General features: G+C 41.0%; 15 protein-coding genes. 2 read left to right on the top strand and 13 right to left on the bottom strand.

Annotated features, from left to right (window positions below; translation table 11 throughout):
• Positions 1 to 181 precede the first annotated feature (181 nt).
• The gene (locus A6755_RS13885) at positions 182 to 1,051 is read left to right on the top strand and encodes an AraC family transcriptional regulator (RefSeq protein ID WP_063591003.1); all 870 of its coding nucleotides are present in this window, start codon (positions 182 to 184) and stop codon (positions 1,049 to 1,051) included.
• Between the two features lie 68 nt (positions 1,052 to 1,119).
• Here A6755_RS13885 and A6755_RS13880 read toward each other — a convergent pair whose 3' ends face one another.
• The 8 genes from A6755_RS13880 to A6755_RS13845 all read right to left on the bottom strand — a co-directional run bounded on the left by A6755_RS13880 (position 1,120) and on the right by A6755_RS13845 (position 9,260).
• Complete coding sequence (locus A6755_RS13880) at positions 1,120 to 2,361, bottom strand: MFS transporter (RefSeq protein ID WP_063591002.1); 1,242 nt, start codon at positions 2,359 to 2,361, stop codon at positions 1,120 to 1,122.
• Positions 2,362 to 2,516: 155 nt separating this feature from the next.
• On the bottom strand, positions 2,517 to 3,518 hold the full coding sequence (locus A6755_RS13875) for a LacI family DNA-binding transcriptional regulator (protein ID WP_063591001.1): 1,002 nt from the start codon (positions 3,516 to 3,518) through the stop codon (positions 2,517 to 2,519).
• 160 nt (positions 3,519 to 3,678) lie between these two features.
• The gene (locus A6755_RS13870; RefSeq protein WP_063591000.1) at positions 3,679 to 4,515 is read right to left on the bottom strand and encodes an SDR family oxidoreductase; all 837 of its coding nucleotides are present in this window, start codon (positions 4,513 to 4,515) and stop codon (positions 3,679 to 3,681) included.
• Positions 4,512 to 5,588 (bottom strand): mannonate dehydratase, encoded by a 1,077-nt coding sequence (gene uxuA / locus A6755_RS13865; RefSeq protein WP_054395679.1) that lies wholly within the window; start codon positions 5,586 to 5,588, stop codon positions 4,512 to 4,514. The genes A6755_RS13870 and uxuA overlap by 4 nt, the downstream gene beginning before the upstream one ends.
• A gap of 12 nt (positions 5,589 to 5,600) precedes the next feature.
• The gene (locus A6755_RS13860) at positions 5,601 to 6,221 is read right to left on the bottom strand and encodes a bifunctional 2-keto-4-hydroxyglutarate aldolase/2-keto-3-deoxy-6-phosphogluconate aldolase (protein WP_063590999.1); all 621 of its coding nucleotides are present in this window, start codon (positions 6,219 to 6,221) and stop codon (positions 5,601 to 5,603) included.
• A 16-nt stretch (positions 6,222 to 6,237) separates the two neighbouring features.
• Positions 6,238 to 7,257: a zinc-binding alcohol dehydrogenase family protein gene (locus tag A6755_RS13855; protein ID WP_063590998.1), complete on the bottom strand. Its 1,020-nt coding sequence runs from the start codon at positions 7,255 to 7,257 to the stop codon at positions 6,238 to 6,240.
• 9 nt (positions 7,258 to 7,266) lie between these two features.
• A complete protein-coding gene (gene allD / locus A6755_RS13850) occupies positions 7,267 to 8,277 on the bottom strand; it encodes an ureidoglycolate dehydrogenase (RefSeq protein ID WP_063590997.1) in 1,011 nt (336 codons plus the stop codon).
• Between the two features lie 26 nt (positions 8,278 to 8,303).
• The gene (locus A6755_RS13845; RefSeq protein WP_063590996.1) at positions 8,304 to 9,260 is read right to left on the bottom strand and encodes a sugar kinase; all 957 of its coding nucleotides are present in this window, start codon (positions 9,258 to 9,260) and stop codon (positions 8,304 to 8,306) included.
• A gap of 386 nt (positions 9,261 to 9,646) precedes the next feature.
• On the opposite strand from A6755_RS13845, the gene A6755_RS13840 reads away from it, so the two are divergent.
• Complete coding sequence (locus A6755_RS13840) at positions 9,647 to 10,564, top strand: DMT family transporter (RefSeq protein WP_063590995.1); 918 nt, start codon at positions 9,647 to 9,649, stop codon at positions 10,562 to 10,564.
• A gap of 346 nt (positions 10,565 to 10,910) precedes the next feature.
• Here A6755_RS13840 and A6755_RS13835 read toward each other — a convergent pair whose 3' ends face one another.
• Genes A6755_RS13835 through larE form a run of 5 tightly spaced genes read right to left on the bottom strand, consistent with a single transcriptional unit; the run spans position 10,911 to position 14,454 of the window.
• The gene (locus tag A6755_RS13835) at positions 10,911 to 11,549 is read right to left on the bottom strand and encodes a DUF4833 domain-containing protein (protein WP_134402140.1); all 639 of its coding nucleotides are present in this window, start codon (positions 11,547 to 11,549) and stop codon (positions 10,911 to 10,913) included.
• On the bottom strand, positions 11,546 to 12,022 hold the full coding sequence (larC2, locus tag A6755_RS27950; RefSeq protein WP_063590994.1) for a nickel pincer cofactor biosynthesis protein LarC2: 477 nt from the start codon (positions 12,020 to 12,022) through the stop codon (positions 11,546 to 11,548). Before larC2 ends, A6755_RS13835 begins: the two co-directional genes overlap by 4 nt.
• Positions 12,019 to 12,891 (bottom strand): nickel pincer cofactor biosynthesis protein LarC, encoded by an 873-nt coding sequence (gene larC / locus A6755_RS27945; protein WP_063590993.1) that lies wholly within the window; start codon positions 12,889 to 12,891, stop codon positions 12,019 to 12,021. The genes larC2 and larC overlap by 4 nt, the downstream gene beginning before the upstream one ends.
• Positions 12,892 to 12,904: 13 nt before the next feature.
• Positions 12,905 to 13,642, bottom strand: coding sequence for a nickel pincer cofactor biosynthesis protein LarB (gene larB / locus A6755_RS13820; RefSeq protein ID WP_063590992.1), 738 nt, complete (start codon positions 13,640 to 13,642; stop codon positions 12,905 to 12,907).
• Positions 13,639 to 14,454 (bottom strand): ATP-dependent sacrificial sulfur transferase LarE, encoded by an 816-nt coding sequence (gene larE / locus A6755_RS13815; RefSeq protein WP_063590991.1) that lies wholly within the window; start codon positions 14,452 to 14,454, stop codon positions 13,639 to 13,641. The genes larB and larE overlap by 4 nt, the downstream gene beginning before the upstream one ends.
• Positions 14,455 to 14,551 lie beyond the last annotated feature (97 nt).

The raw sequence follows: 14,551 nt of genomic DNA, 5'->3' as shown, positions 1-14,551 counted from the left end.
ATGAGTGAAGAAGTTCTAAAGGTAACGCCAATCCATTCCGAAAGCCCTTTCATTTTTCCCTTGAATTTTTTTAATTTTCAAATCCTCTATTAATTTTAACATCAATATTTGAAATATTAATTGCGTATTTTGCTATAAATATACTCATTATTGTTGTATTATACTTTCAGGAGATGAACAAATGAAAAAAATCCATAATGCATTAAATCATGATTTACTCTTCCCATTTTCTTTTGTCTATCAAGATACGAAAAGTCCCCAGAATGAATTGTCCGATCATATGCATGACCATTATGAAATTGTTTATGTTTATAACGGTAAAGGGACCTTTTTTATCGGTGATGTGTTTTATGATATGCAGCAAGGGGATGTATTCCTGATCCCAAACAATACCATTCATAGGGCTTTACCGAATAAGGACGACCCTGTCACCTCCACCATTATCTTTTTCAGTCCCACATTAATATATAAAGATGTGGTTGATGATTCTTTTTCATATTTACACTTGTTTGATCTGACAAAAAAGAGTAAGAATTACAAAATATCATTGCCGCAGAAGGAACAAGAAAAGTTGGAAGAACAGCTAGAACTCATCCTGCAAGAAACGAATAGCCGATCGATGGGCTCGAGGCATGCTTGTTTGCTGACCGTTCATCAGATCATACTTGATTTATACCGTATCCGGATAAATGGCAAACAAGAATTATCCGAGGGCAAGAGCTATAGTTCAGAATGGATGAAAGATATTTTAATCTATATTAATGAACATATGGATGAACCATTGACGCTGACGATACTTGCACAAAAAGCATTGGTCAGTCCCGCTCATTTTAGCAGGGTTTTTAAGGAAACGACTGGAATTGGGTTAGTCGTGTATCTAAACACGAAAAGGATCATCAAGGCAAAGGAACTTTTACTGGAAACGAATCACACCATTGCCCATATTGCCGAAATGTGTGGTTTTGAAAGCATGCCGCAATTTTATCGTACCTTTAAGAAGTACAATGAAAAGACACCGGCTACATTTCGAAAAGAAAATAGGATTCGCTAGGCTTGCCTAATACAAATGAAAAATGGAAGTGTCTTCCCTTTGGGAGACACTTCCATTCTAACAATCTATTACGCAGGCTTTACTATCGGTCGTACAAAACGGATGACCGCTAGCGAGGCAACAACTGCCAATCCACCTGCAAGCAAGAATGCAACTGTGTATGTGCCTGAGGTATCGACAATGTATCCTGTTAACGTCGGTCCGATGATTCCTGCTGTATTTGCCAAGAAATGCATAAACCCTCCAACAGAACCAACATTACCAGGGTCGACGACATCGTTGACGATTGCCCAGTAAATGGCACCAGTCAAATATAGGAAGAAGACGGAAAGTGCGACAAGCGTTACTGCACTGACTGTTGTGGATACAAGTCCAGCAAAACCGATACATAACGCCGATAAGAACAAACATGTTACTAGCACTAACTTACGTGAGAATAAAACACCTTTTTGTGCGAATTTTTTATAGAAGAAATCCGACACGAATCCACCCAAAGCTAGTCCGATGAATCCAAAAATCCAAGGAATCACTGTAATGATACTCATATTTTCTACACTTAGCCCGCGTGCATCCACCAAATAGCTTGGGAACCAAGTTAAGAAAAAGAAGAGAATGTAGTTGTAAGAAAAAAAGGCTAGAGCTGTAAATAAAACCGTTTTTTGTTTTAAATAGAAGGTGAATTTCAATTTCCCTTCCGATGTTGCCGCTACATAAGATTTTCCTGTATGCTTCTGTTCTTTTGACTCTTCTGGTTTCTCTTTAACGTACTTCCACCAGCAAATCGCCCATATAAGACCAATTATCATTATGGCAATGAAAGAAACTCTCCATCCATAAGAGATGGCAATGAATCCAACTATCGGACCTGCAATGGCGCCACCAAGCGGCGTCCCGCTATTCGTCAAACCAACGACAGATGCCCGTTGATTTGCCGGGAACCAGTTATTCACCATTTTATTGATGGTTGCCGAAAGAGGGCCTTCGCCCATCCCAAACAGGATGCGGATGACGATCATACTGGCAAAACCGACAGCAAGTACAAGCGCCCCACTGAATAAAGACCAAACGATCATCGCCACGAAAAGCGTAAGCTTTGCTCCCCATTTATCGGACGCCATGCCTCCAAGGAAGTTAAATACGGCATAACCAACGGAAAAGCTACTAAAGATAATTCCCATCTGTGTGGCTGTTAAAGATAAATCATCTTGAATGAACGGAGCTGCAATGGACAGTGCAGATCGGTCCAGATAATTTATTACGCCTGCCAAGAACAAGAATACGATAACCATTCCTCTACCATTTGAAAACATAAAGTACCCCCCTATACATTTCTGAAAATGCAGCAGCATTTTTGGAAACGTTTCCATTTAATACCCAAGAGTTAAACCTAAAGATCTTTAACTAAATCGGTTTAGAATTCCTGTAAAAAAGCGCTTCCTTTTTTACAGGAATCTTACATCCATTTTTAGCAAGAATTCCTTGTAAGCAAAGTCGGTTTCAAGCGATGCACGCTTGTATCCTCTTTTCCTGTTTTATTGATTTGACTAAGCAGTAACTCCGCTGCCAAGTTGGCCATTTCAATGGCTGGCTGATTAACCGTTGTGATGGTCGGTGTATAGAAACTGGCATATGGTACATCATCGATGCCTATGACCGCTATGTCATCAGGTATATGGATTTCATGCTGTTTCATATAACGCAATACTTCATTAAGTACGATATCATTTCCTGCCAATATGGCTTGAGGCGGCTTTTCCAATTCGAAAAATTCTGAAAGCGCAAGCGGAATTTCGTCTGCATTCACGGTTTTTATATATTCAGAATTGACTGGTATCCCATGTGACGCGAGTGAATCCTTATACCCTTGGATCCGTTCGATTCGAGGGCTGATATCGCGTATTATTGAAGTGGTTATAATTGCAATGTTTTCAAAACCCTTTTCAATAAACCGATCGATCGCTAACTTGGAAGCAAGGTGATTATCGAGCATGACTGTAGCAATATTCAATTCTTGGATTGTCCTATCCATGAATACAATCGGGAATTGATCACTCTTCATCCGTTGATACAAATCAAGATTGTCCCCTGTGGGGAAAATGATGATCCCATCCACTTGTTTAGCTCTTAGCATTTCAATATAATTCTTTTCCTTTTCAGGATTGTCATCCGCATTGCATACGATAATATGGAACCCTTGTTCATAAAAGTAGTTTTCTATCGCTCTAATAACTTGCGTTGAAAACGTGTGAAGGATATTGGCAACCACTACCCCAACGGTAAAAGTGGACTTTTGTTTTAAACTGCGCGCTATTATATTAGGCTGATAGTTTAACTCTTCGATTGTTTCTTCAATTTTTTTCCTGGTTTTTTCACTCATATATTCATAGCGTTTGTTCAGGTATTGGGAAACTGTGCTTTTTGATACTTTCGCGTGATTGGCGACATCAGTAATTGTAATGGTTTTCATTTCATTCATCCCTGTCATGTGATTTCAATATATAAGGAATATTCTATTATAATAAGTAAAGCTTTACAATCACCTTCTGATGCAGTAAAAAAGTCAATTTCCCATACCGTGGAACTAATTTAATCACGTTAACTTGTTTGCCTATATATAGGAGCTGAATTCAGACACCGGAGTATGCCATGAAACCACCATCGACCGGTACCGTAATTCCTGTGACAAAGCCCGAGTAGGATTCATCAACGAGCCAAAGCAACGTTCCAAGTAAGTCTTCAGGCTGCCCAAAACGCTTCATGGGTGTTGAAGTAATGATTTTATTAGACCTTGCTGTCAGACTGCCATCTTCATTAAGCAGAAGATCCCGATTTTGCTTCGTCAAAAAGAATCCTGGAGCAATGGCATTCACCCGTAAACCTGCTTCGGCAAAATGTACAGCCATCCACATCGTAAAATTATTTATCGAAGCTTTGGCAGCACTGTATGCTGGCACTTTAGTCATCGGAGCGTAGGCACTCATGGATGATACATTTACGATAATTGGTGCTTCCACTTGCAATAACTCTTTCCCAAAAACCTGACTGGCCAAAAATGTACCGGTGAAATTACTGGCAAAAACCTGGGAGAAACCATTTTCATCTAAATCAAAAAAGGATTTCCCTTCCGCTTCTTCCCCATATTTCTCTGGAGCTGTAATGGCATCAGGATGATTGCCTCCCGCTCCATTTATTAATAGATCCACTCTTCCGAACGATTCTATTATTTTTCCTCTTGCATTCTCCAATGAGGCTCTATCCAATACGTCTGCTGCTATGGATATCGCAGTGCCCCCTGTTTGTTCAATGAGTTCGACCACTTCTTGCCCTTTTTCGGCCGTTCTGTTCAATATAGCTATCCTGACACCATGACGGGCCAATTCCACAGCCATTTTCGAACATAAAACTCCGCTGCCCCCAGTGATCACTGCCACCCTGTTCGATAAGTTTTCATGGATGGGAATCATGATTTCCCACCTGATTTACCAGCTTCATATGCATCCCATAATCCGAGCAAATACATGATGCCCAATGCTCGGTCATATAAACCGTAACCTGGGCGACAATCTTCACCCCAAATATGGCGGCCATGATCTGGTCTGACATAACCAGTATAATTCTGCTTATTCAATTCTTCCACGACGCCCTGTATATTGATGGATCCATCCTGGGTATGATGGGATGTTTCCACAAAGTCACCATTTTCATAAATCTTCACATTTCGAATATGGGAGAAAGGCGAACGGTTTGCATACTTTTTAGCCACTTGGACCATATCATTTTCAGGGTTTGCCCCCATCGATCCAGTACACATGGTAAATGCATTCGACGGTGAGTCCGAAATCGAGATCAGTTTTTCATAGCTCGATTCTCCGGTGATGATTCTCGGCAAGCCAAAAATGGACCATGGCGGATCATCCGGATGAATAGCCATTTTAATGCCGCAAGCCTCGGCAACAGGTAATATTTCTTTAAGGAATATTTCAAGATTGGCCCATAGTTGCTCTTCGTCGACAGTTTTGTAAGCTTCGAATAATTCAGAAATTCGATCCATTTTTTCTGGTTCCCAACCTGGTAAAGTTAAATCGGAAGCTTCCGTCACCGTACGAATCAAATCTTGCGGTTCTAACGTATCCACTTTCGCCTTTTCATAAAATAGGGCAGTTGAGCCATCTTCCAAAGGATGGAACATTTCCGTACGAGTCCAATCAAAGATCGGCATGAAGTTATAACAAATGACTTTCACTCCAGCTTCCGAGAGATTTCGGATCGTCTCTTTGTATTTCTCAATATATATCATGCGGTCTTCGTTACCCAATTTAATCGATTCATGGACATTTACACTTTCTACAACATCCGTGTGAAAACCAAATGATTGGATATATTCGATTTCTTCTTTAATTTCTTCCTTTTCCCATACCTCACCAACAGGTTTTTGGTGTAGTGCCCATACAATCCCTTTCACACCAGGAATCTGTTTAATGTGCTCCAATGTAACGGTATCATTGTCTTTCCCATACCATCTAAATGTAATGTTCATCATGCACCTCCGTCATTCCGCAATCTTTTGCATATATTTTCCGCTTAATTCCACTGCTGCTTCATAGCCGCCATTTTGATAAGCTTTGTTCAAGTCACTGCCGATCCCGATTGCTACCGCACCTGCAGTCAGCCAGTCCTTCATGTTATCCAAATTAATTCCGCCGGTTGGCATGATTCTTACATTAGGCAGTGGACCATTAACCGACTTGATGAAAGAAGGTTCAAAATGGTTTGCCGGAAATAACTTCAAAACATCACAACCTGCTTCCATTGCCGTAGCCATTTCTTTGATTGTCATGCAACCAGGCATATAGGGAATGCCGTATCGATTACAAAGTTCGGCTACTCCATTGACAAAATAGGGACTGACGATAAAATTGGCACCAGCTAAAATCGCATGTCGAGCCGTTTCAGAATCAAGTACCGATCCTGCTCCTAAGAGTGCATCCGTATTCTGCAGTTCATTGAAAGCTTCTTCAATTCCCGGTGTTGTATAAGTCAATTCTATTGCCCGAACACCGCCTTCCACAGCTGCTTTAGACAGTTGTGCCGCTTCCTTTGCATCCTGTCCCCGGATAACAGCTACAACTTTCGTTTCCTTTATTCGATGAATGATTGAATGTTTGTCCATAAATCCTGCCCCCCCTTTAATTAAAAACGATGATCGCTTTTCGAACTTGTTCGGGATGATTTTCCACAAAATTAAATGCTTCCTGGATATCATCCAGCGAAAATGTATGGGTAATTAAACCTTCTTGTCTGAGTTTCCCTTCATTTAAAAGTTTAACTACTTTTGGGAACTGATTGGTTTGCAACCTAGATCCTTTAACCGAGACTTCCTTTTTAGTGATTGGGAGTTGGGAAACTGATGCAGGCCGTTCATCAAAACCGAGTACGACAATCCGGCCCGCCGTTGATACAACATCAAAAGACAATTCAAATGTCATCGGCAAGCATACTGCATCAATGACGACGTTGGCACCTTCTCCATTCGTCCATTCTTCCACTCGTTTTTGAACATCTTCTTTTCCCGCATGGACAATGATATCAGCGCCGCTTTCTTTAGCGAATTCCAAACGTTCCTCACTTAAATCCGTGATCATCACTGATGCTCCTTGAAGCTTTGCCATCTTTAATATGCAAATCCCAATAGGCCCAGCTCCCTGGATAAGCACTGTTTCCCCTTCCTCCACTTCACCTCTCCAAACGGCCTGTGCTCCGATTGTATATGGCTCAGCCAATACTATTTCTTCCCATGCCAACGCGGAATCCACAACATGTAATTGTTTCTCGGGAAGGACGAACCATTCTCTCATACCACCATCTTCATGTACGCCAAAAACGGACAGTTTTTCACAAACATTTTGGCGGCCTTTGCGGCAGGCGTAACACTTCCCGCAGTAACTGATGGGCTCAATAACAACATGGTCCCCAACTTTTATGCCCACGACGCCTTGTCCAATCTCCACAACTTCTCCCGCTACTTCATGCCCGACGACTCGCGGCAGCGTAGCAAGAGGATTCGTACCATGGTAAATATGCATATCCGATCCACAAATCCCGACTCTTTTTACTTTTACAAGGACATCCGTCGAGTTCGAAATCCGTGGTTTTTCCACTTCTTGTATGATAAGCTCATGAGCTTTCCGTACTTGAACCGCTTTCATTTCTCCCACCTACTTTGCAAGAAATTCATACACACTTGATGCTATCGTAATACCATGTTTCAGGTTTTTTTCTTCATTGATTTGTTCAATTTCACCCGGTACATATACGCGATCGAACCCTGGAGCAGGTTCAACCTGTTTCAGCTCTTCAATCATTTGATCCATTTGCTCTAAAAATATATCAGTATCTGTAAAGAATGAAGGATTGATTACACAAAAATAATGCCCCAGCTTCCGTTTCTTATCAAGATCGTCATACATTTTCCCAATGTGCGGGCCAAATGCCGCACCGGCCAATAATCCAGAAAACACATCTACAATTACCGATAGACCATAGCCTTTCGGGCCTCCGAAAGTGGAAAGGGAAACGACTTTATTCGGATCCGTGACTGCAGCTCCATTTTCATCGACACCCCATCCTTCAGGGATTTCCTTTCCTTCTTCACGTGCCTGGAGAATTTTCCCCCATGCAACATTGGATGTTGCCATATCAAGAATATAGGGTTTCTTCGTTTTGGCAGGAACTCCGTAAGCGATTGGGTTGGTACCAAGAAATGATGTTTTTCCCCCGAACGGGACCACAATTTTATCGGTATGTGACATCGCGATGCCAATCAACTTTGCATCAGCGGCTTTTTGAACGAAATAACTTAGTGCTCCGCAATGGCTGCTATTAAAAACAGTCACCATGCCCACGCCATTTTCTCTCGCCATATCGATTGCATGGTCCATGGCCACGTCGCTGATCACATGCCCAAATCCATCATCTCCATCAATTACACCGGTAACGGGCCCTGTCTTTTGGAAGGAAATCTGGGCTTCGGGATTTATACCCCCTGCCTGTAAACGGTTCACATAATGCTCTGTTCGCAAAACACCATGGGAATTGACATTTCTGAGATCAGCATGAACCAATACTTCCGCAATTTTCCCGGCAGTTTCTTCATTCAAACCCACTTTGGTCAGCTGCTGTATAACTAATCGTTTTGCTTCCTCGGCTTGTATCGTTACTGTTGCCATTTCCTCTCCCCATTTCTTTCAGCCTACTATCTTTCTATTACAATCTCATTCTGTATGAAAGGCATTACTTCATCCAAATATGGTAATCCTTCATTGTCCCCTGCAACAGTGGTGACAAGAGCTCCTACACCATTTGCGAATGCCAATCTTTCATCAATTGATAAACCATTAAGGTATCCGTAAATATAACCGGCATCATAACCATCTCCCGCACCAACTGTATCTACAGGTATTACAGGGAAAGCTTCTTTTTCATGCCATTCACTTTTGGTATATAGTTTTGAACCTTGTTTCCCGTCCTTAATGACAAGCTGATCAATAGCATTCACCTTCGCGAATTCAGCCAAAGATTCTTTCGAGTCAGTACCGATGATCAATCTTATTTCATCTAAACCTGTAAGCAAAATATCAACATATGGAAAAATATCATAGTAAACTGATCTTGCTTCCTCGATGGACCATAGCTTTAAGCGGATATTCGGATCAAAAGAAACAGGTATATTTTTTTGTTTTGCAATTTCCATTACCCTCTTGGCAATGTTGACATTTTTCGGATCTATAGCCAAAAATACTCCAGTAAGGTGGACTATATCAATCCCTTCAAACATCTTTTCTGTTATATCTCCAGGCTTTAAAGTTAAAATGGGAGATTGATAGCGGTAATAAAATGTCTTTCCGGAACCATCTTCCCGAATTTCTTTAAAGTTAAGAGATGTTGGATATCCATTTACATAGGCCACATCACTCATGTCCACGCCTTCCCCACGAGCGAAATTATAAATAACTTTACCGAACTCATCCTTGCCTAAACGGCTTATCCATTTTGACCGCAAGCCTAGCCTTGCACAGCCAATCGCAAAGTTCAGTTCAGCGCCTCCTACTTTTCGCTCGAAACGGTTAACGAATCTTAAAGGTCCTGTCTCTTCCGGATTTAGCGTGATCATGGCGTCGCCCAGCGTTAAAACACCATATTTTGATGACAATACAGTACCTCCTTCTTACGAACATTCACAAATGAAACAAAAACATTTGATCATATCACTTTCATTATGCTTATTAGCTAAATCGATTTAGTTATTTACTAAACCGGTTTGGTAAATCATAAGGAAATTGTAAATGAAAACCCTATCAAAAACAATAGAAAAGTTTGATAATTTGTAATTTTATTTTTATTCGATACTATTTCATATGAAATTTCAGCTAAATTTACGATAAAAAGCTATATTATGGAAAACAAACAAGAACTGTTTCACCTTTAAATGATTGACAGTTTCAGATTTTTTTTCGATCAAATTTACTCTTTGCTATTAATTTGGGAGAAAGTTGTATAATATATCAATTGTTAAATAAGTTTGAAAGGTTGTTTGGAATGAGTTTTTTGAAAATATACATCTTACTTACCGGAATAATGATTACATGGGGGTTAAATGTCTCAGTTATTAAAATTTTAGTTGCGCATACGCAGCCCGTAACGATAACATCTTTGAGAATTTTTACTGCTTCTCTTATCGTCATTATTATCCTTTTCTTCTTTGGACTAATTCGCCTTCCTAAAAAAAGTGAACTTTTTTACGTTTTTGGAGGAGCACTGTTGAGTGTCGTTTTTCATCATTATTTTTTAGCTGAGGGATTGACGAAGACTTCCGCCTCGAATGCTGGATTGATTTTGGGCATGGGTCCAATATTGACTGTCATTTTGACCATGATTTTCTTTCGAAAAAAACCTACGTTAATCAAGCTGATCGGCTTTATATGCGGTTCCCTGGGTGTGAGTTTTACCGTCATGGCAGGAAGCGGAGGACTTCATTCTATTAATCTTGGGGATGTGGATATTTTGCTTTCCATTCTTTCACAGGCATTGAGTTTCATCCTCATTAATAAAGCCTCAAAAACAATGGATCCACGATTATTAACGGGCTACATGATGCTGATCGGGTCTTTTATTCTTTTTGCCATCAGCTTATGGAAGGAACCAGAGGGCTTATCTTCCCTGGCAACCGCACCGCCATCCATCTGGGGAGCTTTCTTTTTCTCCGCTATTTTTGCCACCGCCCTCGGACACATGAGCTATAATTATGCCATTGGTAAGGTAGGGGCAGCCGAATCATCCATATTTCTTAACTTAAACACCTTATTCTCTTTGTTAGGGGCAGCATTTTTCCTTAATGAAGCCCTTGTGCCTGCACATTTCATCGGACTTATCTTCATTGTTTCAGGAGTATTGCTTGGCTCTGGTGCAATTGAAATATGGATTCTCCAAAGGAAAAATAAACGTTTATCTGCCTAGCAGCCGGAGCAGAACCTAGATTTCGTGACTTTCTATGTAACATGATAACAGATCCTACGACACTGCCATTCTTATAAAAATGGCAGTGTCATGGGGTCTTATTTTTATTGTCCATCCCTTCTTTCAACTACAAATAATTGCAGAATAATAATTGGAGATTCATATCTGTTACAATATATCTAGAAATTCACTTGAACATGTCCATTGAAGTGTTCCTGTAAAGACAAGCTTTTTGTCGGTTGTGGCCTTTTCTTTCTGAGGAATCAAGCTTGGTTTGATGAACTTATATAATAAAAAAGACTTACTATTCGTTTAAGACAGTCAAATATCATGCTTATAAAATAAATCAACTAGCCCAGAGCGCAAACAAGCCTTCTGTTACACCCAATTTGTATATATAATAAAGTCCGAATGCAAAACTTATAGCTCCCGCCATTTTGATGAAGATTCGGTTTAAAACGATGTCCTTCCCATTCAAAGCAAACGGTATGCCTAGAATAGTAGTAAAGCACAGCATGCCAATAATTGTCCCTGCGCCAAATATAATGATATAGATGGATCCTTCGCCTATTCCGGTTACGGTCGACATCGTTAGAATGACCATTGCGGCACTGCCCGCGAGACCATGGACGAACCCAATTAAAGCAGACACCAAAAAAGGGCGAAATCTATCCTTGTCGTTCGTAATATCAGGGCGCGCTTTAAATAAACTTCTCGCCCCTAGCATAACAAGCATAATACCTACGCCGAATTCCAGCGTCATGCTTAACGACTCTGGAATTTCCCCCTTCATCCAAATGAATAGGACACCTATAAGAAACAGCGTACTTGTATGGCCTATACCCCAGTACACTCCCGTTAGAGTGGAACGGTATAATTTTTTCGTATTTCCTGCCGTCGTTGCTACGGCAATAACATGATCCGGCTCTAACGAATGCTTTATCCCCAATAGGAATCCAAATGTAAGAATCGACACCAAACTCATTTCTCTACCACCTCCCCGAGGCACTTCCATACTTCTTCATAGACCCTTTTAAGAGGTATATTGTTCTGTAAGGCAATTTTACGGCAATCTTCATATTCAGGTGCCTGCTGCAAGATCAATCCCTCATGAATCCCTCTCTTCATCTTCACTTCCCCCCATTGAGTATTCACATTGAAAAAAGAGCGCTCAAGCCTGTGCACGGTAAGCGGGTAGTAGCGAATACCGAGAGTCGTCGTTTCAGCAAATAATATCTTCTTCATTTCCGAAATCCCCTGCTGTGAACATAGAAGCTGCAATAACACTCCCGGTCGATTTTTTTTCATATAGATTGGCGTATAAAATACATCATTTGCTCCTGATTCGAACAACAAATCCATAACATGCCCAAGCCATTCACCGGAAATATCATCTAGATTCACTTCCATTTTCACCATTTGTTCATCAAGATGCTCATGATCAGGCGGGCGGTTCATTGAGTCTCCCCTATGATAACTCGAAGGACGTTCGGATGATTTTCAAAAGTTTTTGATCCCGCACCATAGCCAATCGATTCGACAGTCATGGGTGGAAGCGAGCCGAAGTTTCCAGCTAAAACCGCAGCGATGGCAGCACCGGTCGGCGTTGCTAATTCAGAACGAATATCGTTTGAGGCAATCGGTACCCCCTTTAATATTTCAAGAGTGGCAGGTGCAGGAACAGGATATATTCCGTGATCAATTTGTATATGTCCAGATCCCGTTGGAATGGCTGATGACTGAACTGATTCAATACCTAGCTGATCGATTAAAATTGCAGCCCCGATTATATCTATTATTGAATCTACCGCCCCTACTTCATGAAAGTGTACTTTTTCCAGTGGAAGCCCGTGTATATGTCCTTCCGCTTCACCAATCTTCTTAAAAATGGCGAGTGACATGTTAGCTACCGATTCATTAAAGTTCGCCTCATTGATAGCTTCTACAATTTGTTTGTAGGTACGGCTGCCGGGATGGCTGTGAGGTACATGGCTATGGTTGTGTTCATGTCCAAGACTGTGCTCGTGTTCATGACTGTGACTGTGTCCATGACTGTGCTCGTGTTCATGGCTATGACTGTGCTTGTGTTCATGGCTGTGGCTATGTTCATGTGTTTGGTCTGATTTACTGGTAAGAATGACATCAAATTTAGTACTCGTAATGCCATTTTTGACGACCTTCCCCCATGACAGATTATATTCTTCATCCATGTTCAACTTTTTTAACTCTTCTTCCATTTTTACAGGGTCTGCACCTGCATCGATCAACGCACCAATTACCATATCTCCGCTTATGCCGGAAAAGCAGTCAAAATATAAAGTCCTCATCACAATTGACCTCCTATTTATGTACAAGCTTGTATATAATCGCTGCATTATAGGCTGCACCAAATCCATTATCGATGTTCACTACACTTACACCAGATGCGCATGAATTGAGCATTGATAAAAGGGCCGATAAACCGTTAAAATTAGCTCCGTAACCAATACTTGTCGGCACAGCAATAATTGGATTCGTGACAAGGCCTCCTAACACACTTGGAAGTGCCCCTTCCATTCCCGCGACACAAACTGATACGGTTGCACCCCTTATTTCGTCTATATTATCAAGGAGGCGATGAAGCCCAGCAACGCCAACATCGTATATACGCCTGACAGGAATACCTAGAGTTTCGGCCGTCACGGCTGCTTCTTCAGCAACAGACAAATCTGATGTCCCGGCGCATACAATTGCAATATATGAATCAACGGATTTCGGCTTTTCTCTAACCCAAGCAAGTGTCCGTGCAATCTCGTTATACTCAAAATCACTACATTCTTTTTGTACAAATACCGCTTTATCCCGAGAAATACGAGTCACAAGCACAGTATCATTCCTTGTCCGCAGCGATTGGACAATCGTTAAAATTTGTTCAGCTGTTTTCCCTTCCCCAAACACAATTTCGGGAAAGCCTTGTCTCCTTTTACGATGATGATCGATTTTCACAAACCCTAAATTTTCATAGGATGCAAGTTTTCCCTTCGCTTCCGCAACTGTCAATGAACCCTTTTGAACCTGCTCCAAAATATCGTCAATCATGACATTTCTTCCTTTTTAAGCGCCATATTCATACTTCCGCTTGTATAGCCCGTGAGATCCATTGATACATACTTATAACCAAATTGCTTCAGCCGTTTCGTGATCGCCGCATGGTATTGAAGCACTCGTGGCATATCATCGGGTTCAACTTCAATTCGGGCAGTATCCTCATGGGTCCTGACTCTTACCTGATGAATATCCAGTGATTTTATGTAAGCCTCTGATTTATCAACTTTGGTCAATTTTTCCCTCGTAATAATATCGCCATATGCTATTCGTGAGGATAGGCAAGCAAATGACGGTTTATCCCAGGTTGGCAATCCGGCTTGCTTGGACAATACTCTTATTTCTTCTTTGAATAAATCGGCTTCTAGAAAAGGTCCGCTGATTCCTTTTTCTTTAGCTGCTTTCATGCCTGGACGAAATTCGTTAGCATCATCAGCGATAACTCCATAAATAATATTATTAAATTCATATTCTTCAAGAATAGGAAGCAGGTGGTCAAATAAACTACTTTTACAAAAGTAACAGCGATTCTGATTGTTTTCTTTATATCCAGGAATGGCCAACTCCGAAGTTTGAATGACACGATGGTTGGCACCAATCCATTTTGATAGCATAATGGCTTCTTTCAACTCACTCGATGGATAGGTTTCCGAATCCGCTGTAACGGCTAACACATTATCATAACCCAGAGTATCAATAGCGACTTTTAGCAAAAACGTGCTGTCCACCCCTCCTGAAAATGCAACCACAACCGACTCCATTTTTTGAAGAATATCCTGCAAAGTTCTGTACTTTTCTAGTAACATATCATTTTTCCCCTTTCTGGTTTAGCTGAATTTATCCACTGCCCACCAGCATTATCACACCCTTGATGGACTACAAAAAAATTGAAAAGGAGGAAAT

Origin of the sequence: Peribacillus frigoritolerans (assembly GCF_001636405.1) — a bacterium.
GTDB classification, from domain to species: domain Bacteria; phylum Bacillota; class Bacilli; order Bacillales; family DSM-1321; genus Peribacillus; species Peribacillus frigoritolerans.
Note: the sequence above shows the minus strand (reverse complement) of the source record. Positions and strands in the feature narration are given on the sequence as shown.